The organism is Stenotrophomonas sp. Nf1 (assembly GCF_003028475.1).
Lineage (GTDB): Bacteria > Pseudomonadota > Gammaproteobacteria > Xanthomonadales > Xanthomonadaceae > Stenotrophomonas.
In genome coordinates, this window is sequence record NZ_PYTV01000001.1 from 163,177 (window position 1) to 184,206 (window position 21,030).

The following is a 21,030-nucleotide window of genomic DNA, read 5'->3' on the forward strand; positions in this document are numbered from 1 at the left end:
GCACGGCTTACGATATCGGTCTTGCCGGGCCGCCGGTCATGAGGTTTGAAGTGAGGACTGTTTCACTGTCCGTGACGGGCTGGCCGGCCTACCATCGACGTACCGGTGCATGGGGTGTGCCGGTCGTCGCGATGTCCATGCTGTCTGTCGTACCAGAGAAGGTGGGGAGCCTTCCCGAATGATGAGCGTGCCCACACCGATGGGATCGCCGGGCAGTGACCCGGCCCAGCTCCAGCGTGCCCGGGACATGGTCCTGCCCGCGCTGTGCCAGGCGTTCGGGGCCGCGCTGGCGCGGTTCGATGATGCGTTGTTCGACCGTGCGGGCAATGCCGGTTCCTCGCAGCTGTTGTTCCTGGATGCGATGCGCGAGTTGCGCCGCCGCCGCGAGGAGATCGCCGCCGCCTTTGCCGGCCACCTGCAGCGGGCCTGGGAGGCGCTGGCCGCCGGCGAGCCGCTGTCGGCCGATGCCACCCTGTCCGGCCAGGCCGAAGACGGCTTGAGCCTGCTGGCCGAGCACGTGCTGGAATCGCGGCTGGCGGTGCGCAATTTCGCCACCGTGCTGCTGCGCGACTTCAAGCCGGTGCTGGCGCGGCTGGACCGCCGCCTGGGCCGCCTGATCGGCGGTGCCGAGCTGGACGCCGACCACAACCCGATCAGCCCGGAACATCTGGGCGTGGCCATCCACGAGGCGTTTGCCGGCTGTGAACTGGCTCCGGAAGTGCATCTGGTGCTGATCAAGCTGTGCGAACGCGACCTGCGCGCGCCGATCGGCCGCATCTACGAGAAGCTGGACGAGCAGCTGGCGGCGGCCGGCGTGATGTCGCAGATGGGCACGCCGCAACGCCCGCTCTCGGCCGCACCCGAGCCGCGCAGCGCTGGCGCGCTGGAAGATCTGGTCGAGCACCGCCACGGTGCCGACGCCGGTTTCGCCGATGACGAGCAGGCCGCTCCGGCCTGGGCGCAACGCTTCGCTGCGCGCTGGTCGGAACGTCGCGGCCACATGCAGCAGCACCTGGGAGGCGAGGACAGCGGCAGCGGCGAGCCCTATCCGGGCCAGCAGGGCATGCTGCTGGAAGCGCTGCACGAGTTGCTGCAGCAGACCCGCCATGTACGCGAGGACGCCACGTCGGCCGCCCAGGTGGCCATTGGCCAGCAGCGCCCGTTGAGCCAGCGCGAGATGATGTCGGTGCTGTCGCTGCTGCAGGCCACGCCCAGCGCGACCCTGCGCGCGGCGATCGGCGAGGATGGCGAATCGCTGGCGCAGCGGCTGAAGAGTGAAGTGCTGTCCAGCGCCACCCGGCTCGGTGTCGATCCCGGCCAGACCCGGCTGGATCCGCAGGACGAAGATGCGATCGATCTGGTCGGCATGCTGTTCGACGTGATGCTGGACGAGCGTGAACTGGAAGGCCGCTCGCGCGAACTGATCGGCCGCCTGGTGGTGCCGTTCGTGAAGGTGGCCATGCTCGACCGCCGCATGTTCGTGCAGAAAGCCCACCCGGCGCGCAAGCTGCTCAACTCGCTGGCCGAGGCCTGCGAGGGCAACACCGGCGAAAGCCAGGCCGAGCGCATGTTGATGGCCAAGGTGGAGGAAATCATCGAGCGCCTGGTGGCCGAGTTCAACGAGAACCTGGCGATCTTCCTGACCCTGGAAGAAGAGTTCCGCGAATTCCTGGTGCAGCATCGCCGCCGCGTGGAAATCGCCGAGCGCCGCGCTGCCGAGACGCAGCGCGGCCAGGAAAAGCTGGAAATGGCCCGCACCCGCGCCGGCGCCGAACTGGATCGGCGCATCGGCGACGCCACGCTGCCGCCGGCCATCGCCGCGTTCCTGCGCCAGCCATGGCAGCACCATCTCACCCTGGCGCTGCTGCGCGAGGGCGAAGAGGGCGCGTCGGTGGCCGAGGCCCTGAGCCTGGGCGACGGCCTGCTGGAAGAAGTGGCCGAGGCCCGTCGCCAGATCGTCGGCAAGCCGTGGCTGCAGGCCTGGCAGCCGGTGCTGGCCAAGGTGTTTGCCAGCGTGGGCGTGCACGGCGACGCCGCCACCGGCGCCATCGATGCTCTGCATGACACCCTGCAGGGCATCGCCGAATCGCGGCCGGAACTGCAGCGCGCGCTGCCCGAGCTGCCGCAGGTCGCGCTGCCGGCACCGCCGGTGGCCGAATCGCCGGCGGTGGAACTGAGCGGGCAGATCGACGCCGATGACTTCGACAACGCCGACGCCGACCGCTTCCGCCGCATGGAGATCGGCAACTGGCTGGACTTCGTCGACAAGGACGGCAAGGTGCAGGCCGGCAAGCTGTCGTGGGTCAGCCCGATTTCCTCGCGCCTGCTGTTCGTCAACCGCCGTGGCGTGCGCTTCTGCGTGGCCTCGCCGGAAGAACTGGCGGTGATGGTGCGGCTGGGCCGCCTGCGCGCCCATGTGGATGACGGCGCCTTCGACAGCGCCATGCAGGGGGTGATCGACCGCCTGGACCCGGGCAGCGCGACGCTGCACTGAGCACGGGCCGCCTGCTAGGATCGGGAAAACTCACCGATCAGCGGGGACCTGCATGGCCGTGGCGTTGCTGGGGATCAAGGAGAACGCGCCGGGCGAACGGCGCGTGGCGCTGACGCCGGAAACGGCGAAGAAGCTGGGCGCGCTGGGCATCACCGTCTGGTACGAAGCCGGCGCCGGCCTGGCTGCCGGCTTCCCTGATGCCGCCTATGACGATGCAGGCGCACGCGCGTTCGACGCCGCGCGCTGGCCCGAGATCGACATCCTGCTGTGCGTACAGGCGCCGCCGGCGACCGTGTTGCAGCAGCTCAAGCCCGCGGCCAGTGTGATCGGCCTGCTTGTGCCGGCGGCCGATCCGGCCTTGGCCGCCTTGGCGGCCGACGACCGCCTGCGGCTGTTCCCGCTGCAGCAGCTGCCGCGTACCACGCGTGCACAGGCGATGGACGTGCTCAGTTCGCAGGCCGGCATGGCCGGCTACAAGGCCGCGCTGATCGCCGCCGAACGCGCGCCACGCTTCTTCCCGATGCTGACCACCGCCGCCGGCACCGTACGCCCGGCCAAGGTGCTGGTGATCGGTGCCGGCGTGGCCGGCCTGCAGGCCATCGCCACCGCGCGCCGGCTCGGTGCACAGGTGGAAGGTTTTGACGTGCGCCCGGAAACCCGCGAACAGATCCAGTCGCTGGGCGCGCGCTTCCTCGACCTGGGCGTCAGTGCAGCGGGCGAGGGCGGCTATGCGCGTGCGCTGACCGACGAGGAACGCGCCGAGCAGCAGCGGCGGCTGGCCGACCATCTGCGCGGCGTGGATGTGGTGATCTGCACCGCCGCGGTGCCCGGGCGCCCGGCGCCGACCATCGTGACCGCCGCGATGGTGGAAGGCATGGCCGCCGGCAGCGTGATCGTCGATCTGGCTGCCGAAAGTGGCGGCAACTGTGCGCTCACCCAACCCGGGCAGTGCATCGAACACCAGGGCGTGACCATCGATGGCCCACTGGGCCTGGCCAGCCGTGGCGCGACCCAGGCCAGCGAAATGTATGCGCGCAATCTGCTGAACTTCGTCGCGCTGTTCGTGCGTGAGGGCCAGCTCTCGTTCGACTGGGACGATGAGCTGCTGGCCAAGACCCGCTGGCAGGCGTGAGTGGCATGGGGTCAGATCCCTTTGCCTCTGGCAAAGGGATCTGACCCCGGTTCCCGGAATCTGCCAGGGGGCGGATCCCTCTGCGTCAGCAAAGGGCGCTGACCCCGTTCCCCGGGGCGTTACCGCGGCTTGGCCGGCGGCGGGTTGTCGCGCACCCAGTCCCTGCGCTGTTCCGGCGTCATCTGCGACCAGCGCTCGCGCAACGCCTCACGCTGTGCCGGCGGCATATCGCGCATCTGTCCGAACAGGGCGCGGGCCTGCTCGCGCTGTTCCGGGCTCATGTGCTCGAAGCGGCGCAGGCCACGGCGGGCCTTGTCGCGCTCTTCCGGGCTCATCGACTGCCAACGCTGGCCATGCGAGAGCATGCGCTGGCGCTGGCCGGCATCGGCGCTGTTCCAGCGGTCGCGCAAGGGGGCCAGCAGTGATTCGCGCTGGGCCTCGCTCAGCTGTTCCCACGCCGGCAGCGGCGCGGCCGGTGCAGGACGTGCGGCCGGAGCGGGAGCGGCGCTCTGCGCCAGCGCGGGGACGGCCGGCAGCAGCGACAGGGTCAGCAGCAGCGGCAGGAGGTTGATTCGGGGCATGGTTCACTCCATCGCCAGGTCGGTGTCGCCCAGCCACAGGTACAGATCGGGATTCTCGTCGTACAGTGCGCTGTTGTCTTCCGCCGCTGCAAGCACCGGTGCCGGCGCGGGGCCCACCAGGGGGCCATGGCCGGTGAACTGCAGGCCGATGCCCAGTGCCACCACCAGCGAGCAGGCGCTGGCCAGCCACCAGCGCAGGCGCCCACGCTGGAGCGCGCGGGCGCCGTGACGGGCCTGGCGCAGGCGCGCCAGCGTGGCCGGCGACAGCGCCTGCAGCGACTGCGCGTGCAGGCTGCGCAGGGCGTCATCGGAAGGCAGGGAGCGGTTCACGGGTGGGTCTCCAGATAATCCTGCAGCGCCTGCCGGGCGCGTGCGAGGTGGGTTTTTACCGCGCCTTCGCTGCAGCCCATGGCGCGGGCGGTGGTGGCCCCGTCCAGGTCCTGCAGCACGCGCAGGGTGAAGGCTTCGCGCTGGCGGGCGGGAAGGGTGCGCAACGCCTCCACCAGCTGCTGGTACTGCTGGCGCTGCTCGTGCGCCTGTGCCGGGTCCGGGCCAGGGTCGGCCCAGTCGATCTCACCGCCCTCGGCGTCCTGGTTGTCGCGCCAGAACGGCAGGCGGAAGCGGCGCCGGCGCTGCAGGTCGATCACCCGCCGGCGCAGGATGCTCCAGAACAGCGGCGCCCACTCGGCGGCCGGCTTGTCGGCGTAATCCAGCATGCGCAGCAGGGCATCCTGCACTGCGTCCAGGGCGTCGTCGCGCTGGCGCAGGCCGGCCTCGGCGAAGCGGAAGGCGCGCGGACCGACGCCGGCCAGGAACGCCTCCAGCGATGCCGGCAGGGCATCGGTCTCGGCGCTCGGGGGGACAGGGCTGCTCACCAGCACAGGGTACGGTTCCTCGCTCGGGGTCACCATTGACAACGCGTGAGCGCGGCATCGGTTGACCCGGATGCGCGCCAGGTTCAGCCCGTGGTTATGATGGGGCGACGAAGACAGAGCGGGAGCGTTGCCAGTGAGTGACGGGTTCGTGGCGCTGTACATCTTCATGCTGGCGGCCATCGCCGGCCATGTGATCATTTCGCGGGTGCCGGTGATCCTGCATACCCCGCTGATGTCCGGATCCAACTTCATCCACGGCATCGTGCTGATCGGCGCGATGGTGGTGCTGGGGCACGCGCAGACGCCGCTGGAAAAGGCGCTGGGCTTCCTTGCCGTGGTGCTCGGCGCCGGCAACGCCGCCGGTGGCTATGTGGTCACCGCGCGCATGCTGGAGATGTTCAAGCCGAGTGCGCCCAAGGGCGCCAAGGACGAACTGAAGGAGCCGCAGGCTTGAACATCAGCACCGTCGAACTGCTTGATTGGCTGGTCAAGGCCAGCTACCTGGTGGCCGCCACGTTGTTCCTGCTCGGCCTGCAGCGCATGGCCTCGCCGCTGACCGCGCGCAGCGGCATCCGCTGGGCCGGGCTGGGCATGCTGCTGGCCACCGTGGCCACCTTCTTCCTGCCGGAACTGCACAACGTGCCGCTGATCCTGGTGGCGCTGCTGCTCGGCGCCGGCCTGGCCTGGTGGTCGGCCGGTAAGGTCGCCATCACCGACATGCCGCAGATGGTGGCGCTGTACAACGGCATGGGCGGTGGCTCGGCGGCGGCGATCGGCGCGGTGGAGCTGCTGCGCTATGCCTTCCTGGCCCACCGCGACACCACGCATTGGAGCGCGCAGGCGCTGGCCGACCTGGCCGCGCGCCAGCCGTCGGGCACGGTGCTGCTGCTGGCGGTGGTCGGCGCGGCCATCGGCGCGGTGTCGCTGTCCGGCTCGGTGATCGCCTGGGCCAAGCTCGATGGCCGCCTCGACAAGCGCGTCACCTGGCCGGGCCAGCAGGTGATGAACCTGCTGGTGGCGCTGGCGGTGGTGGTGCTGGCGATCATCGCGGCCAGCACGCTCAGCACCTGGGCGATCGTCGCCTTCTTCGTGCTGGCACTGGCACTGGGCGTGCTGATGACGCTGCCGATCGGTGGCGCCGACATGCCGGTGGTGATCTCGCTGTACAACGCGTTCACCGGCCTGGCGGTGTCTTTCGAAGGCTACGTGCTGGGCAACGAGGCGCTGATCATCGCCGGCATGATGGTAGGCGCGGCCGGCATCCTGCTCACGCGGTTGATGGCCAAGGCGATGAACCGGCCGATCCGCAACGTGCTGTTCTCCAACTTCGGCGGCACTGCCGGTGGCGAAGCGCAGGCGATCAGCGGTTCGCAGAAGCCGATCGACGCGGCCGACGTCGCCGCGATGATGGCCTTTGCCGAGCGCGTGGTGATCGTGCCCGGCTACGGCATGGCGGTGGCGCAGGCGCAGCACAAGATCTGGGAGCTGGCGCAGCGGCTGGGCCAGCGCGGGGTCAAGGTGAAGTTCGCCATCCACCCGGTGGCCGGGCGCATGCCCGGGCACATGAACGTGCTGCTGGCCGAAGCCGGCGTGCCCTACGACCTCATTGCCGACATGGACGACATCAACCCCGAGTTCGCCAACACCGACGTGGTGCTGGTGATCGGCGCCAATGATGTGGTCAATCCGGTGGCACGTACCGATCCGGCCAGCCCGATCTACGGCATGCCGGTGCTGGACGTGGTCAACGCCCGCAACGTGGTGGTGATCAAGCGCGGCAAGGGCACCGGCTTTGCCGGCATCGAGAATGCGCTGTTCTACGCCGACAACACGCGCATGCTGTACGGCGATGGTGCCGAAGCGGCGGCCTCGCTGGTGAGCGAGCTGAAGGCGCTCGACGGCGGGCATTGAGATCCGGGGTCGGATCCCTTTCCGCAGGAAAGGGCTCTGACCCCACATGTGTTGCTTGGTGGGTGCGGACCTTGGTCCGCACGCTTCTGCCGGCCAGCGGCCGGCACTACCACCCTTATCCACGCATGGCGTGGATTTACGCGCTCAGCGCGCCAGCCAGGCGCCCACGGCCACACCCAGCGCCAACCACAACCACTCCATCGCGCCATTGGCCAGGGTGACCAGAGTCCAGGCCAGGTGCGGGCCCATCCGCATCGTGGCGTCCCACAGGTCCAGCCCGATCGAGCCGCCCATCCAGGCGCTGGCGATGGTCCAGTTGGCCACTGCGGCCACCAGCAGGGTGCCCAGCACGACCAGGGCGATGCGCAGCCGGCCCGGGCCGAGCGTGCCCAGGCGCAGCATGAACACCAGTTCCAGGGCGGTCACCACCGCCATCCAGCCGACCTGTCGGCCGGTCATCAGCGCCAGCACCAGCCAGGCGAGGGGAGCAACAACCAAGCCCAGCAACAGCATGAAGGGCCAGAGCCAGGTCACGGTCCTGGCACGCGCGGCATTGGAGGACATCGAAGCTCCCTGAAGATCATCCACAGGATACTGTGGTTTGCCGCGGTGCACCGGCGGGGGCAGGGCGGCTGGGCTAGAATGCGTGCTTGCGTGGCTGCAGCCACGGCCCCATATCGGTCCCCATGTATTCCCGTAGCAGTGAACCTGTCCACTTCGAGCGCGATTGCGAGGCCGTGATGGTCCCGCAGGGCGATACCGTGACCCTGCCCGCCGGCAGCTATGGGTACATCACCCAGGCGCTCGGTGGCAGCTATTCGGTGTTCGTCGAGGGCAACCTGTTCCGCATTGCCGGCAAGGACGGTGATGCCATCGGCAAGGAGGCGCCGGCACCGCTGGAACTGCCCGCCGATGCCACCGATGAACAGGTGGAACAGCTGGTGTGGCAGCAGCTTCGCACCTGCTTCGATCCGGAAATTCCGGTGAACATCGTCGAACTGGGCCTGGTCTACGAGGTCGAGATCAAGCACCTGGACGAGGGCCAGCGCGAGATCGACGTGAAGATGACCCTGACCGCGCCGGCCTGTGGCATGGGCGACATCCTGGTCGACGACGTGCGCAGCAAGCTTGAAATGATCCCGACGGTGGCCGAGGCCGACGTCGAGCTGGTATTCGACCCGCCGTGGAACCAGCACATGATGTCCGAAGCGGCCCGGCTCGAGACCGGCATGCTTTGACCCAGGGCCCGCAGTGACGCGGGCCCGGCACTACCCGTAACCAGAACAGGAATCCTCCGGTGTCCCAGTCCATTCCCAGCTTCGCCGTCACCCGTTCGGACCACCCGCGCAGCGCTGAAGAGCGCGCCCAGATCCTGGAGAAGCCCGGCTTCGGCCTGCACTTCACCGATCACATGGTGGAAGTGCGCTGGGACAAGGACGCCGGCTGGCACAACGCCAGCGTGCGTGCCTACGGCCCGCTGCAGCTGGACCCGGCTGCGGCCGTGCTGCACTACGGCCAGGAAATCTTCGAAGGCATCAAGGCCTACCGCCACGCTGACGGCTCGATCTGGACCTTCCGCCCGGACGCCAACGGCCGCCGCCTGCAGCGTTCGGCGCAGCGCCTGGCGCTGCCGGAACTGCCGGTGGAAATCTTCGTCGAATCGCTGAAGCAGCTGATCGCCGTGGACAGCGCCTGGGTGCCGTCGGCCGATGAGTCCAGCCTGTACTTCCGTCCGTTCATGATCGGCGACGAAGCCTTCCTCGGCGTGCGCGGCGCGCACAAGGCAGGCTACTACGTCATCGCCAGTCCGGCCGGCCCGTACTTCGCCAAGGGCGTGGCCCCGGTCTCGATCTGGCTGTCCACCGAGTACGCGCGTGCGGCCAAGGGCGGCACCGGCGCCGCCAAGTGCGGCGGCAACTACGCCGCTTCGCTGCTGCCGCAGCAGAAGGCACAGGCGCAGGGCTGCTCGCAGGTGCTGTTCCTCGACCCGGTTGAAGGCAAGTACCTGGAAGAGCTGGGCGGCATGAACGTGTTCCTGGTCTACAAGGACGGCACGCTGGTGACCCCGGAACTGTCCGGCAGCATCCTCGAGGGCATCACCCGCGAGAGCATCCTGCAGCTGGCCCGCGATCGCGGCATGAAGGTCGAAGAGCGCAAGGTCAGCATCGACGAGTGGAAGCAGGGCGTGGCCTCGGGCGAGATCGCCGAAGTGTTCGCCTGCGGTACCGCCGCGGTGGTCACCCCGATCGGCCAGCTGAAGGGCGAAGGTTTCTCGGTCGGCGACATCAACGCGCCGGCCGGCGAAGTGACCATGTCGCTGCGCAAGGAGCTGACTGACATCCAGTACGGCCGCCTGCCGGACCGACACAACTGGCTGGTCAAGCTGGGCTGATCGCCCACATGGATCGGTAGCGTCGAGCGTGCTCGACGGCTCTTCCGGAAAGCCCGTCCCCGTGACGGGCTTTCTGCGTTCTGACCCCGAGTGCCGCCGCCCACACCGAACCGTAGCGTCGAGCTTGCTCGACGGCTCTTCCGGAAAGCCCGTCCCGGTGACGGGCTTTCTGCGTTCTGGGCCGGGGGTCAGATCCCTTTCCCTGCGGAAAAGGGATCTGACCCGAGTGCCGCCGCCCACACCGAACCGTAGCGTCGAGCTTGCTCGACGGCTCTTCCGCAAAGCCCGTCCCGGTGACGGGCTTTCTGCGTTCTGGGCCGGGGGTCAGATCCCTTTCCCTGCGGAAAAGGGATCTGACCCCGATTGGGCGGACGCCGATGTCGGCAAAGTCATCACAGGACACGTGATGACCCAGTCAGGTGCGTGCAGGGCGCGAGAAAGTTCCTTCACCTTCACAAACCCTCGACCCGAAAAGTCTCAGAACGAACATTTCATCTTGCTGAAAAGACACTGAAAATCTTGTGGTGTCCGGTTTTGGTCATTAGCGTCGTCTGCACGGCGGATCAATAGGGGGATCCGCTGACTCACCGGTCTTCCGAACCTCGCCAATGCAAGCCAGCCCATGGTTCGGGCCGGTGCTTCTGCCGATTCCGGCATTCACACCACTAGAAAGGGAAATACGATGTCCCAGGTAACGCAACCGCGTGTGCGTCGAGTGTGGGTGGTCCTTGGTGCGTCCGTTCTGTCATCGCTGCTGCTGGCCACGCCCGCGCTGGCCGGTGATGTCCAGCTCAGCGGCCTGCAGTCCGCACCGACACACCAGCGTTTCATCGTGAAGTACCGTGATGGCAGCGCCCCGGTGGCCAACACCACCGCGCTGGCTTCTTCGCTGAAGAGTGCCGCCGCCGGCCTGGCCAGCAGCCAGGGCCGCGCGCTGGGCCTGCAGGAAGTCCGCAAGCTGGCCGTCGGCCCGACCCTGGTCAGGACCGACCGTCCGCTCGACCAGGCCGAATCCGAACTGCTGATGCGCAAGCTGGCGGCCGACCCGAACGTGGAATACGTCGAGGTCGACCAGATCATGCGTGCCACGCTGACCCCCAACGACACCCGCTTCAGCGAACAGTGGGGCTTTGGCACCTCCAATGCCGGCATCAACATCCAGCCGGCCTGGGACAAGTCCACCGGCACTGGCGTGGTGGTGGCGGTGATCGACACCGGCATCACCAACCACCCCGATCTGAACGCCAACATCCTGCCCGGCTATGACTTCATCAGCGACGCGGCGATGGCGCGCGACGGCGGTGGCCGCGACAACAACCCGAACGACGAAGGCGACTGGTACGGTGCCAACGAGTGCGGCTCGGGCATTCCGGCCTCCAACTCCAGCTGGCACGGCACCCACGTCGCCGGCACCGTGGCGGCAGTGACCAACAACGCCAGCGGCGTGGCGGGTACCGCCTTCAACGCCAAGGTCGTGCCGGTGCGCGTGCTCGGCAAGTGCGGCGGCTACACCTCCGACATCGCCGACGCGATCGTGTGGGCCTCCGGCGGCACCGTCAGCGGCGTGCCGGCCAATGCCAATCCGGCCGAGGTGATCAACCTCTCGCTGGGCGGTGGTGGCAGCTGCTCGAGCACCTACCAGAACGCGATCAATGGCGCGGTCGGCCGCGGTACCACCGTGGTGGTTGCCGCCGGCAACAGCAACGCCAACGTGTCCAGCTCGGTGCCGGCCAACTGCCCGAACGTGATCGCGGTGGCCGCGACCACCTCGGCCGGTGCGCGTGCCAGCTTCTCCAACTACGGCGCCGGCATCGATATCTCCGGCCCGGGCCAGAGCATCCTGTCCACCCTCAACACCGGCACCACCACCCCGGGCAGCGCCAGCTACGCTTCCTACAACGGCACCTCGATGGCGGCCCCGCACGTGGCCGGCGTAGTCGCGCTGATGCAGTCGGTCGCCCCGAGCCCGCTGAGCCCGGCGCAGGTGGAGAGCATCATCAAGAGCACGGCCCGTCCGCTGCCGGGCGCCTGCTCGGGTGGCTGCGGCGCCGGCATCATCGATGCCAACGCGGCGGTGGCCGCCGCGATCAATGGCGGCGGCACCAATCCGGGCGGCAACGTGCTGCAGAACAACGTGCCGGTGACCGGCCTGGGCGCCTCGACCGGTGCCGAGCTGAACTATACCGTCGCCGTTCCGGCCGGCAGCACCCAGCTGCGCGTGGCGATCAGTGGCGGCAGCGGTGATGCCGACCTGTACGTGCGCCAGGGCAGTGCCCCGACCGATACCACCTACACCTGCCGTCCGTACCTGAGCGGCAACAGCGAAACCTGCACCATCAACAGCCCGGCCGCCGGCACCTGGTATGTACGGGTGAAGGCGTACAGCACCTTCTCGGGCGTGACCCTCAACGCCCAGTACTGAGCCCAAGACCCTCTCCAAGGGCACGCCCTGGCTTCGGCCGGGGCGTTTTTGCTTTGGTAGGTGCCGACCTTGGTCGGCACGCGGTTCCTCACACCGATTCGAAGCGGTTCGCAGCCACGTTCTTGCGCACGTGCTGCGGATCGAAGATGCGGCCGTTCATGGCGATGTACACGCCGCTCGGCAGCGACTGCACCGCGCCGATCGCGCAGCCGATGTTGAACTCCGCATCCGAACCACGGAACCGCGCCGGGCTGAGCGCGCCGGTCATCACGATGGTCTTGTCCGGGATCGTCGCCAGCACCTTGCCGGTCTGCACCATCGAATCGGTGCCGTGGGTCACCAGCACGTGACGGGTCGGCTGCGCGGCAATGGTGGCACGGATCAGCTCGCGGTCCTCATCGTTGATGTGCAGCGAGTCCTTGCGCAGGATCGGAATCACGTTGAAGCGGAACGTCACACCCAGCTCACGCAGGATCATGCCGATCTGCGGATCGCCGATCTGGTAGTCCGACTTGTCGTCGAAGTAGATCTTGTCGATCGTGCCACCGGTGGTGACGACCAGGAGCTCTTCCATCATGTGCATGCGCGAAACCAGGACAGGTACTGCGGCGCGGGGCCAGGAATGCAGATGATACGGCCCAGCGGGCGCAGCGTCAGCGTCGCTTGCCGAAGCGGGCGCGCAGGCCGGGCAGGCTGGCGCTGAAGATCACCAGCAGTGCCAGTGCGATCTCGATCAGCGCCAGCCAGCGCGTTTCCGGGTGGCTCCAGGCGCTCATCACGCCATGGCTGAACCAGCCCAGCGCCAGCACCGAGGCCCAGAAACCGGCCTTGCGCCAGCCCAGTCGCAGGGCCACGGCCAGCAGCAGCGGCGGCGCGGTGAACACCAGCTGGGTGGCCAGCCAGTGCTTGTCATTGATGAACCAGCCGGCGAACAGCGCGGCCAGCCCCATCAGGGCCAGCAGCAGGACCGTGCGCGGCGCGGCACTCATCGGGCCAGCCGCTGCGCGATATCGGCCACCCGCCGGCCCAGCGCGCGCGCCAGCACGGCCTCGTCGTCGGTCGGCTGCGGGTCGTCGGCGGCACCGGCCACGTGGCTGGCGCCGTAGGGCGTGCCGCCGCTGGTGGTGTGGCTCAGCGCCGGTTCGGTGAAGGGAATGCCGACGATCACGCAGCCGTGGTGCAGCAGTGGCACCTGCATCGACAGCAGGGTCGATTCCTGGCCGCCATGCATCGATGCGGTGGAGGTGAAGACACCGGCTGGCTTGCCGGACAGGGTGCCGTTGACCCACTCGGCGCCCAGGCCATCGAGGAAGTGCTTGACCGGCGCGGCCATGTTGCCGAAGCGGGTGGGGCTGCCGAGCAGCAGGCCCTGGCACTCGGCCAGGTCCTGCACGCTCACGTAGGGGGCGCCATCGTCGGGCACCGGTGGCTGCGCGGTCTGGGTGACGGCGGCCACCGGCGGCACGCTGCGCAGGCGCGCGCTCATGCCCGGCACTTCGCCGATGCCCCGCGCGATCTGGCGCGCCAGCCGTGCCACCGAACCGCCCCGGCTGTAGTACAGCACCAGAATCTCGCCCATCGTGCCCGCTTCTCCTCGTCGTGTGGCCCCCAGTATGGCTATCCTGCCAGCATTCCGCATCGGGTACCCTTCCACCGATGGAACCTTTGGATACGCTCAACCTGTGGATGGAGCGCGCGCGGGATCGCGCACGGGCCATCAGCTTCGGCCGCTTCCTGTGGCACCGCTTCCTCGACGACCGCCTGTTCCAGGCAGCGGCGGCGCTGGCGTACACCACGGTGTTCGCGCTGGTGCCGCTGGCCATCGTGGTGTTCGGCGTGCTCTCGGCCTTCCCCGTCTTCGACCGCTGGAGCGATCAGCTCAGCGATTACGTCTTCTCCAACTTCGTGCCCAATGCCGCGCGCGCGGCCGAGGGCTACCTGCGGCAGTTCTCGGCCAGTGCCGGCCAGCTCACCGCCGCCGGCTTCATCGCGCTGGTGGTATCGCTGCTGATCACGCTCAACAGCGTGGAAGAGACCTTCAACCAGATCTGGCGGGTCGGCTCGACCCGGCCCAAGCTGACCCGCTTCCTGGTCTACTGGACTGTGCTGACCCTGGGCGCGATGCTGGCGGCCGCTTCACTGGCGGTGTCGGCGCGGGTGTTTGCGATGCCCCTGTTCGGTACCCAGGAGGGCCGCTGGCTGGCCGAGCTGGCGTTGCGGCTGGCACCGATCCTGATCGAGTTCGTATGCATCACCCTGATGTACCGGGTGGTGCCGCACCACACGGTGAAATGGCGGCATGCGGTGCCCGGCGCGATCCTGGCCGCGGTGATCCTGGAGGTGGTGAAGTGGGGCATCGGCGCCTACCTGGGCAGCTTCCAGTCCTATCAGAAGCTCTACGGCACGGTGGCCTTCGTGCCGATCCTGCTGCTGTGGATCTACCTGTGCTGGGTGGCGGTGTTGCTCGGCGCGTCGCTGGCCTCGTCGATGGCCGCCTTCCGCTACCAGCCGGTTGAGCTGCGCCTGCCGCAGGGCTACGAGTTCTACGGCCTGCTGCGCCTGCTCGGGCGCTTCCATCATGCGCGTGCGCAGGGCCGGGGCCTGGCCGATGACGAGATCCTGCGGCTGGAGCCGATGCTGACCGACTCGTTGCTGCAGGATCTGGCCTGCAACCTGCAGGAGATCGGCCTGCTGCGCCGTGATGAGCGCGGCGAGTGGCTGCTGTCGCGCGACCTGGATCAGGTCAGCCTGGCCGATCTGTACGAATGCACCCAGCTGCGCATCCCGGTGGCCGAGCAGCATCTGCCGTACCGCGACGACAGCCTGGGCCGCGCCGCGCTGGCGGCGCTGGACGAATTGCGGCTGCCCCTGCGCGAACGCCTCAAGCGCAAGGTCAGCGATATCTATCCCGATTCCGGAGACACCCCATGACCCGCAAGACCTCGTTGCCGCTGCTGCTCCCGCTGGCCCTGCTGTTGGCGCTGGCGGCCTGCAAACCGGCCCAGGAGCCGCCCCCGGCCAGCAGCCAGCCACCAGCGCAGGCACCGACGCCGACCACGCCGGCACCGGAGGCAGAAACCCCGGCCGAGCGCACCACCGCCGACTTCCCGACGCTGAAGATGAAGGCGGTGGACGGCAGCGACTACGACCTGGCCGCGCATCGCGGCAAGTGGGTGGTGGTGAATTTCTGGGCGACCTGGTGCGCGCCGTGCCGCAAGGAAATGCCGGAGCTGTCGGCGCTGCATGCGATGCGCAGCAACATCGAAGTGGTCGGCCTGGCCTATGAGGACATCGAAGCGCCGGAGATGCAGGCATTCCTGGTCAAGCATCCGGTGACCTATCCGATCGTGATCGTGGATCCCTACGATCCGCCGGCCGACTTCGCCACGCCACGCGGTTTGCCGTTGACCCATCTCATCGATCCGCAGGGCAAGCTGGCGCACAGCTTCCTTGGTCCGGTGACAGCCGCCGACATCGAAAAGCAGATCGCCGCTGCCAAGTAGGTGGGGTATCGGCAGGGCTGCGCCCTGCACCCGCGGTAGTGCCGGCCGCTGGCCGGCAACCTCAGCAACAGCCAAAGCAACAGCCAAAGCGCGATTTCGGTGTGGTGGCGGGGCGGTGTCGGAGTGCGGGGACGCCGCAAGTACGTCCCTGTAGGCTTGGCAGCCGCATCCATGCGGCTGACACCCCGCACTCCGACACCGCCCCACCTCTGACAGATTTCTGCGATCTGGTAGATCCACGCCATGCGTGGATGAATCTCCATCGAGTTCGAATACTTCGACAATTGAACAAAGAGCATCCACGCATGGCGTGGATCTACAGAAAGCAATGCCGACAGATCGCGGAGAACTGTCGAAGGCGGGGTGGGTCCGGTTGCGGGGGCGTGAGCCGCATGGGCGCGAGGCATGCCTCGGGCGGGTTGGGCAGGACGCCCAACCCCGGTCTTGCCGTGTGCGCAGGACAGCGCACACGTGCAAGCCGCGACCGAGCTTACATGGACGTATTTGCAGCGGCCCCCGCAACCGGACCCACCCCGCCTACCCACAGGTAAGCCGCTTTCTGATTCGGCTGTTGCTGTTGCCCTGGTTCGTAGCAGGTGCAGGGCCGCAGGCCCTGCCGAACAACCCCTAGTCTTCGACCGGGAAATCCTCGATCGGCTTCAGCACGTCGTAGTGTTCCCGATGCAGCTTGCCCTTCAGCTTCGGCAGCTCCGGCAACGGCGCATCCACGCGCGTATCCGGCAGCCGGTCCAGCAGGTTGCGCACCAGGGTCAGCCGGCCCAGCCGCTGGTCGTTGAAATCCACCAGCGTCCACGGTGCCGCCTCGCGATGGGTCGCACGCAGCATTGCCTCGCGGGCTTCGGTATAGGCGCTGTACTTGCTGCGCGATTTCAGGTCCACCGGAGAGAGCTTCCAGCCCTTCAGCGGATCGAGGTGGCGTTCGGCAAAGCGCTTCTCCTGCTGCTCCTGGTCCACGCACAGCCAGTACTTGAACAGCAGTAGGCCGTCGTCCACCAGCAGCTGTTCGAACACCGGCGCCTGGCGCAGGAACTGCTGGTACTCGGTTTCGCTGCAGTAGCCCATCACCCGCTCGACGCCGGCGCGGTTGTACCAGCTGCGGTCCATCAGCACGATCTCGCCGGCGGCCGGAAGATGCGCGGCGTAGCGCTGGAAATACCACTGCGTGGCTTCGCGGTCGGTGGGCTTGGGCAAGGCCACCACCCGGCACTGGCGAGGGTTGAGATGCTGGCTGATGGCCTGGATCGCACCGCCCTTGCCGGCCGTGTCGCGGCCTTCGAACAGCACCAGCAGGCGTTGCCCGCTGTGCTGCACCCAGCGCGCCATCGCGGTCAGTTCCAGCTGCAGCGGCAGCAGCAGTTCGTCGTAGTCCTTGCGCTTGAGCTTGGCCATCGTCACACCACGCGGGAAGGAAGCCCGAGCGTAGCGCAGGCGGCGCTCAGGTGATGTCGATGCCGGGAAGCCGGGTAGAGTCGACTGTCAGTCGACTATCGCGCGCAGCGCGGGGGTTTGCGTTCTGCCCCTAGGGCAGTCGACCAACAGCCGACTCTACCCAGTCGACGTCATCCAATCGACGTTACCCAGCCGACGTTACCCATCCGACGCCTCTGTTCCCAACCAGCCGTGCTCGCGCGCCAGCTGCTGCAGCAACGCCGACAGATCGCGGGCAAACCCACCCATGTCGAACAGCCCGCTGCGCTCGCGTGCCTGCGCCAGTTCAGCGCGCAACGCCGCCAGCGCCACCGGATCGTTGCCCAGCGCACTGGCGGTGGCGATGAACGCGGCATCGTCGTCGGCATTCATCCGCGCCAGACCCAGATGATGGTTGAGGCTGCCGGCCACGCGCGCGGCGAAGGTATCGCCGGGGCAGGTCAGCACCGGACAGCCGGCCCACAGTGCGTCGGATGCCGTGGTGTGGGCGTTGTACGGATGGGTGTCGAGGAACAGATCGGCCAGTCGATAGCGGGCCAGATACTGCGGATGTGGCAGCTTGGGCATGAACACCAGGCGCGCCGGATCCAGGCCAGCGGACTGTGCGGCCGCGCGCAGACGTGCATCGGCCTTGCCGGGGCCGGACAACAGCCACAGCACGCTGCCCGGCACGGCCTGCAGCACTGCGAAGGCACGGCCCATGCTGCGCGGGTTGAGCTTGTAGCTGTTGTTGAAGCAGCAGAACACCACACCCTGTGCGGGCAGGCCGCAGTCGGCCCGGGTCGGCGCGGGTTCCAGTACACGGGTGTTGTCTGAAGGCTGGAAGGCGCGCGGCAGGCGCAGCACGCGTTCGCTGTAGTGTGGTTCCAGCGCGGGTGGCAGGACGAAGGCATCGCCGACCACCGCATCCATCCACGGCGCGCCCGACGTGCCCGGGTAGGCCAGCCAGTTCACCTGCAGCGGGGCCGGGCGCATCGCCAGCACTTCCGGGGTGCCACCCCCACCCCAGCCACGCAGGTCGATCAGCAGGTCGATGCCGTGTGCGCGGATGCGTGCAGCCGTGTCGGCGTGTCGCAGCCCTGTTACATCGTGCAGCTGGGTCGCCGCCTGCAGGCGCTGGCGGATACGGCTGCCGTCATCGCGGTTCAGGGCGTACAGATGCAGCTGCAACGCCGGGTCGTGGCGCAGCTGCTCGAACAGCGCCACGGTCAGCAGCCCGGTCGGATGCGCGCCGAAGCCATTGGAGAGGAAGCCGACCCGCAGCGGGCCACGCGCGCGCACCGTCACCGGCGGCAAGGGCCGCACCGCAGCGGCCACGGCCAGCGCGCGGGTGCGTGCGCAGGTCAATTGTTCTGCGGCGCTGGCGTCCTCGCTGAGGAAGGCGAACGGTTCGACCACGCCCTGGCCGGAGGCCAGCGCGCCGCGTACCTGTGCGGCCAGGGCGTCCAGGTCCTGCCAGTCGCACAGGCGGCGCTGCCAGGCCAGGCGCTGGGCTGCGATGTAGGGCTCTGCGGGCATCAGCGTGTGCGCGCGCCGATAGGCCGCGGCCGCGCCTTCGGCATCGTCGGCGTCTTCCAGGGCATGGCCCAGCCACAGTGCGATGCCCGGGTGCTGCGGGGCCAGCGCCGAGGCCTGGCCGAGCAGCGTTGCGGCATCTTTGTGTGCACCGGCCATCCAGGCCACACGACCCAGCCGCGCCAGCGCTTCCGGATGGTTCGGGCGCAGTTGCAGCGCGCGTCGCGCGGCCTGTTCGCCGGCAGCGATGTCGCCGGCTTCCAGTTCCAGGTCGGCCAGCATCACCCAGGCAACGAAGTCGCCGGGTTGGCGTGCGATCGCCTGCTGCAGGTGCTGTCGCTGCTGCCAGGCCGACATCGGGTCAGCCCGCCGACAGCTGGGCCAGGGCGTCGACCTGGTGTTCGTGGCTGAGCCGCTGCAGCAGCGGGTCGAGGTCGCCGGCCAGGATGTTGGGCAGGTCGTACAGGGTCAGGCCTTCGACGCGATGGTCGGTGATCCGGCCCTGCGGGAAGTTGTAGGTGCGGATGCGCTGGCTGCGGTCGCCGCTGCCGACCTGCAGGCGGCGCGATTCGGCCTGCGCCGCGTCCTGGCGCTGGCGCTCGGCATCGAGCAGCTGCGCCTTCAGGCGCTTCATCGCCTTGTCGCGGTTGGCGTGCTGGCTGCGCTCGGTCTGGCACTCCACCACCACGCCGGTGGGCACGTGGGTGATGCGGATCGCCGATTCGGTCTTGTTGACGTGCTGGCCGCCGGCGCCGGACGAACGGAAGGTATCCACCTTCAGGTCGGCCGGGTTGATGACGATGTCATCGACTTCGTCGGCTTCGGGGATGATCGCCACCGTGGCGGCAGAGGTGTGGATGCGGCCCTGCGATTCGGTGGCCGGCACGCGCTGCACGCGGTGGGTGCCCGATTCGAACTTCAGCCGCGAGAACGCACCGCGGCCGACCACGCGCGCCACCACTTCCTTGTAGCCGCCATGCTCGCCGGGGTTGTCCGATTCGATCTCGACCTTCCAGCCCTGGCGCTCGGCATAGCGGGCGTACATGCGGAACAGGTCGCCGGCGAAGATCGCCGCTTCGTCGCCGCCGGTGCCGGCGCGCACTTCCAGGAACAGGTTGCCTTCATCGCGCGGGTCGCGCGGCACCAGCAGCAGTGCCAGTTCCTGTTCCAGCTCCTGCAGGCGGGCCTGTGCGGAGGTGATTTCCTCGTCGGCCAGCTCGCGCAGATCGGGGTCGGCGCGCATGCCTTCGGCGGCGGCCAGGTCGGCCTTGGCACGGGCTTCGTCGGCGAGTGCGGTGGCGACCGGTTCAAGTTGGGCGAATTCGCGCGAAAGGTCGCGGAAACGGGTGTTGTCGGCGACCACATCGGGTTCGGCGAGCAGGCGTTCCAGTTCTTCGCGGCGCTCGGCCAGCGCTTCCAGCTTACGGCGCAGGGTCGGCGTCATCGGGTCTCACGGAGGGATGGTGGTAACCCGGCGTGGCCGGGAACAGGCGCTGCGCGGCGCGGGTCAGGTCGGCATCGCCGCTCAATGCGGCCGCGCGCAACGCAGCGGTGGGCGGGTGCAGCAGGCGGTTGGTCAGGCCATGGGCCAGCAGTTCCAGCACTTCATCGGCCGGCTTGCCGTTGGCCAGCTGCTGGCGCGCGCGTTCCAGCAGCTCGGCGCGGGTGGCCTCGCCGAACGCGCGCAGCTGCCGCAGCGGGGCCTGGTGGGCGCTGGCCTGCTGGGTCTCGACGAAGCGCGACACCTGCAGGTCGATGATCGCCTCGGCTTCGGCGGCGGCCTCGCGACGGCCGCGGCGGTTGTCTTCCACCGCGCGTTCCAGGTCATCGACGGTGTACAGGAAGGCATCGTTGAGCGTGCCGACCTCCGATTCGATGTCACGCGGTACGGCCAGGTCGAACAGCAGCATCGGCTTGTGCCGGCGCGCGCGCAGCGCCTTGGCCACCATCTCGCGGTGGATCACCGGTTCGCGCGCGGCGGTGGCCGAGAACACCACGTCGGCCTCGGCCAGGTGGCGGTCCAGCTCGGTCAGCGGCAAGGCCACGCCGCCGTGGCGGGTGGCCAGCTCCTGGGCGTGGGCGAGGGTGCGGTTGGCGATCAGCAGCCGGCGCACCTTGCCTTCACTGAGGTGGCGCGCGGCCAGTTCAATGGTCTCGCCGGCACCGACCAGCAGTACCGTGGAATCGTCCAGCCGCGCGAAGGCGTTCTGCGCCAGACGCACCGCTGCCGAGGCCACCGATACCGGGTTGGCCCCCACCTGGGTGTCGGTACGGGCGCGCTTGGCCACCGAGAAGGTCTGCTGGAACAGCCGGTCCAGGCGCTGGCCCAGCAGGCCGTGGTCGCGCGCGGTGGACCAGGCATCCTTCACCTGGCCCAGGATCTGCGGCTCGCCCAGCACCATCGAGTCCAGCCCGGTGGCGACCCGGAACAGGTGGCGCACCGCCTCGGCATCGGCGTGCTGGTACAGGTAGCCCTGCAGGTCGCCGGCCTGGCTGTGCAGCCACTGGTCCAGCGCCTGTGCCGAATCGGCCACGGCGTACAGTTCGGTGCGGTTGCAGGTGGACAGCAGCACCGCCTCGGCAATCTGCGGGGTGTCGCGCAGCGAACCCAGCGCGCGCGGCAGCGCCTCACCGGCGAAGGCCGCGCGCTCGCGCAGCTCCACCGGTGCGGTCTGGTGATTCAGTCCGAGCACCCACAGGGTCATTGTTCAGTTGCTTGCGATAAGCTGCTGGCCATTGGACGACATTTTAAGGCC

Annotated in this window: 20 protein-coding genes; 9 read left to right on the plus strand and 11 right to left on the minus strand. The window is 68.5% G+C overall.

Annotated elements, in window-relative coordinates; genetic code table 11:
- Positions 1–178: 178 nt before the first annotated feature.
- A complete protein-coding gene (locus C9412_RS00765) occupies positions 179–2,494 on the plus strand; it encodes a DUF1631 domain-containing protein (RefSeq protein WP_107229928.1) in 2,316 nt (771 codons plus the stop codon).
- Positions 2,495–2,546: 52 nt separating this feature from the next.
- Positions 2,547–3,626: an NAD(P) transhydrogenase subunit alpha gene (locus tag C9412_RS00770; protein ID WP_107229929.1), complete on the plus strand. Its 1,080-nt coding sequence runs from the start codon at positions 2,547–2,549 to the stop codon at positions 3,624–3,626.
- Between the two features lie 119 nt (positions 3,627–3,745).
- Here the strand turns inward: C9412_RS00770 and C9412_RS00775 are convergent, their stop codons facing one another.
- From C9412_RS00775 to C9412_RS00785, 3 genes are read right to left on the minus strand one after another with little or no spacing between them, the layout of a single operon-like run.
- The gene (locus tag C9412_RS00775; RefSeq protein ID WP_107229930.1) at positions 3,746–4,207 is read right to left on the minus strand and encodes a DUF3106 domain-containing protein; all 462 of its coding nucleotides are present in this window, start codon (positions 4,205–4,207) and stop codon (positions 3,746–3,748) included.
- 3 nt (positions 4,208–4,210) lie between these two features.
- Complete coding sequence (locus tag C9412_RS00780; RefSeq protein ID WP_107229931.1) at positions 4,211–4,537, minus strand: hypothetical protein; 327 nt, start codon at positions 4,535–4,537, stop codon at positions 4,211–4,213.
- The gene (locus tag C9412_RS00785) at positions 4,534–5,118 is read right to left on the minus strand and encodes an RNA polymerase sigma factor (RefSeq protein ID WP_107229932.1); all 585 of its coding nucleotides are present in this window, start codon (positions 5,116–5,118) and stop codon (positions 4,534–4,536) included. Before C9412_RS00785 ends, C9412_RS00780 begins: the two co-directional genes overlap by 4 nt.
- Positions 5,119–5,215: 97 nt before the next feature.
- Between C9412_RS00785 and C9412_RS00790 the strand changes: the two genes are divergently transcribed.
- Together C9412_RS00790 and C9412_RS00795 are read left to right on the plus strand one after the other, a co-directional pair.
- Positions 5,216–5,536 carry an NAD(P) transhydrogenase subunit alpha gene (locus tag C9412_RS00790; protein ID WP_107229933.1) on the plus strand — a complete coding sequence of 107 codons (321 nt, stop codon included), beginning with the start codon at positions 5,216–5,218 and terminating at the stop codon, positions 5,534–5,536.
- Positions 5,533–6,993, plus strand: a complete 1,461-nt coding sequence (locus C9412_RS00795; RefSeq protein WP_107229934.1) for an NAD(P)(+) transhydrogenase (Re/Si-specific) subunit beta — start codon at positions 5,533–5,535, stop codon at positions 6,991–6,993. Before C9412_RS00790 ends, C9412_RS00795 begins: the two co-directional genes overlap by 4 nt.
- Before the next feature lie 144 nt (positions 6,994–7,137).
- On the opposite strand, the gene C9412_RS00800 is transcribed toward C9412_RS00795, so the two are convergent.
- Positions 7,138–7,557: a hypothetical protein gene (locus C9412_RS00800; RefSeq protein ID WP_107229935.1), complete on the minus strand. Its 420-nt coding sequence runs from the start codon at positions 7,555–7,557 to the stop codon at positions 7,138–7,140.
- A gap of 122 nt (positions 7,558–7,679) precedes the next feature.
- On the opposite strand from C9412_RS00800, the gene sufT reads away from it, so the two are divergent.
- The 3 genes from sufT to C9412_RS00815 all read left to right on the plus strand — a co-directional run bounded on the left by sufT (position 7,680) and on the right by C9412_RS00815 (position 11,807).
- Positions 7,680–8,231, plus strand: a complete 552-nt coding sequence (gene sufT / locus C9412_RS00805) for a putative Fe-S cluster assembly protein SufT (RefSeq protein ID WP_004144911.1) — start codon at positions 7,680–7,682, stop codon at positions 8,229–8,231.
- Between the two features lie 59 nt (positions 8,232–8,290).
- Positions 8,291–9,385, plus strand: coding sequence for a branched-chain amino acid aminotransferase (locus C9412_RS00810; protein ID WP_107229936.1), 1,095 nt, complete (start codon positions 8,291–8,293; stop codon positions 9,383–9,385).
- A gap of 682 nt (positions 9,386–10,067) precedes the next feature.
- Entirely contained in the window at positions 10,068–11,807 is a 1,740-nt protein-coding gene (locus C9412_RS00815; RefSeq protein ID WP_107229937.1) for a S8 family peptidase, read from the plus strand.
- Between the two features lie 88 nt (positions 11,808–11,895).
- Here the strand turns inward: C9412_RS00815 and C9412_RS00820 are convergent, their stop codons facing one another.
- The 3 genes from C9412_RS00820 to wrbA form a co-directional block, all read right to left on the minus strand.
- Positions 11,896–12,381, minus strand: coding sequence for an asparaginase domain-containing protein (locus C9412_RS00820; RefSeq protein ID WP_010481766.1), 486 nt, complete (start codon positions 12,379–12,381; stop codon positions 11,896–11,898).
- A gap of 79 nt (positions 12,382–12,460) precedes the next feature.
- Positions 12,461–12,796 (minus strand): DUF2069 domain-containing protein, encoded by a 336-nt coding sequence (locus C9412_RS00825; protein ID WP_107229938.1) that lies wholly within the window; start codon positions 12,794–12,796, stop codon positions 12,461–12,463.
- A complete protein-coding gene (gene wrbA, locus C9412_RS00830) occupies positions 12,793–13,386 on the minus strand; it encodes an NAD(P)H:quinone oxidoreductase (protein ID WP_107229939.1) in 594 nt (197 codons plus the stop codon). Before wrbA ends, C9412_RS00825 begins: the two co-directional genes overlap by 4 nt.
- A gap of 77 nt (positions 13,387–13,463) precedes the next feature.
- Between wrbA and C9412_RS00835 the strand changes: the two genes are divergently transcribed.
- Together C9412_RS00835 and C9412_RS00840 are read left to right on the plus strand one after the other, a co-directional pair.
- On the plus strand, positions 13,464–14,738 hold the full coding sequence (locus C9412_RS00835; protein WP_107229940.1) for a YihY family inner membrane protein: 1,275 nt from the start codon (positions 13,464–13,466) through the stop codon (positions 14,736–14,738).
- The gene (locus tag C9412_RS00840; protein ID WP_107229941.1) at positions 14,735–15,310 is read left to right on the plus strand and encodes a TlpA disulfide reductase family protein; all 576 of its coding nucleotides are present in this window, start codon (positions 14,735–14,737) and stop codon (positions 15,308–15,310) included. The genes C9412_RS00835 and C9412_RS00840 overlap by 4 nt, the downstream gene beginning before the upstream one ends.
- 627 nt (positions 15,311–15,937) lie before the next feature.
- Here the strand turns inward: C9412_RS00840 and ppk2 are convergent.
- From ppk2 to hemA, 4 genes are all read right to left on the minus strand, one after another.
- Positions 15,938–16,720, minus strand: a complete 783-nt coding sequence (ppk2, locus tag C9412_RS00850; protein ID WP_107229942.1) for a polyphosphate kinase 2 — start codon at positions 16,718–16,720, stop codon at positions 15,938–15,940.
- 198 nt (positions 16,721–16,918) lie between these two features.
- Positions 16,919–18,631, minus strand: coding sequence for a tetratricopeptide repeat protein (locus tag C9412_RS00855; RefSeq protein WP_107229943.1), 1,713 nt, complete (start codon positions 18,629–18,631; stop codon positions 16,919–16,921).
- Positions 18,632–18,635: 4 nt separating this feature from the next.
- Positions 18,636–19,718, minus strand: coding sequence for a peptide chain release factor 1 (prfA, locus tag C9412_RS00860; protein ID WP_107229944.1), 1,083 nt, complete (start codon positions 19,716–19,718; stop codon positions 18,636–18,638).
- Positions 19,696–20,979: a glutamyl-tRNA reductase gene (gene hemA, locus C9412_RS00865; RefSeq protein WP_107229945.1), complete on the minus strand. Its 1,284-nt coding sequence runs from the start codon at positions 20,977–20,979 to the stop codon at positions 19,696–19,698. Before hemA ends, prfA begins: the two co-directional genes overlap by 23 nt.
- Positions 20,980–21,030 lie beyond the last annotated feature (51 nt).

Bases quoted from the DNA above. Each gene is read 5' to 3' on its own strand.
- sufT (WP_004144911.1), top strand. From the start codon at position 7,680: ATGTATTCCCGTAGCAGTGAACCTGTCCACTTCGAGCGCGATTGCGAG.
- hemA (WP_107229945.1), bottom strand. From the start codon at position 20,979: ATGACCCTGTGGGTGCTCGGACTGAATCACCAGACCGCACCGGTGGAG.
- C9412_RS00835 (WP_107229940.1), top strand. From the start codon at position 13,464: ATGGAACCTTTGGATACGCTCAACCTGTGGATGGAGCGCGCGCGGGAT.
- C9412_RS00785 (WP_107229932.1), bottom strand. From the start codon at position 5,118: ATGGTGACCCCGAGCGAGGAACCGTACCCTGTGCTGGTGAGCAGCCCT.
- C9412_RS00825 (WP_107229938.1), bottom strand. From the start codon at position 12,796: ATGAGTGCCGCGCCGCGCACGGTCCTGCTGCTGGCCCTGATGGGGCTG.
- C9412_RS00815 (WP_107229937.1), top strand. From the start codon at position 10,068: ATGTCCCAGGTAACGCAACCGCGTGTGCGTCGAGTGTGGGTGGTCCTT.
- C9412_RS00855 (WP_107229943.1), bottom strand. From the start codon at position 18,631: ATGTCGGCCTGGCAGCAGCGACAGCACCTGCAGCAGGCGATCGCACGC.
- ppk2 (WP_107229942.1), bottom strand. From the start codon at position 16,720: ATGGCCAAGCTCAAGCGCAAGGACTACGACGAACTGCTGCTGCCGCTG.
- C9412_RS00775 (WP_107229930.1), bottom strand. From the start codon at position 4,207: ATGCCCCGAATCAACCTCCTGCCGCTGCTGCTGACCCTGTCGCTGCTG.
- C9412_RS00840 (WP_107229941.1), top strand. From the start codon at position 14,735: ATGACCCGCAAGACCTCGTTGCCGCTGCTGCTCCCGCTGGCCCTGCTG.
- prfA (WP_107229944.1), bottom strand. From the start codon at position 19,718: ATGACGCCGACCCTGCGCCGTAAGCTGGAAGCGCTGGCCGAGCGCCGC.
- wrbA (WP_107229939.1), bottom strand. From the start codon at position 13,386: ATGGGCGAGATTCTGGTGCTGTACTACAGCCGGGGCGGTTCGGTGGCA.
- C9412_RS00770 (WP_107229929.1), top strand. From the start codon at position 2,547: ATGGCCGTGGCGTTGCTGGGGATCAAGGAGAACGCGCCGGGCGAACGG.
- C9412_RS00820 (WP_010481766.1), bottom strand. From the start codon at position 12,381: ATGGAAGAGCTCCTGGTCGTCACCACCGGTGGCACGATCGACAAGATC.
- C9412_RS00765 (WP_107229928.1), top strand. From the start codon at position 179: ATGATGAGCGTGCCCACACCGATGGGATCGCCGGGCAGTGACCCGGCC.
- C9412_RS00800 (WP_107229935.1), bottom strand. From the start codon at position 7,557: ATGTCCTCCAATGCCGCGCGTGCCAGGACCGTGACCTGGCTCTGGCCC.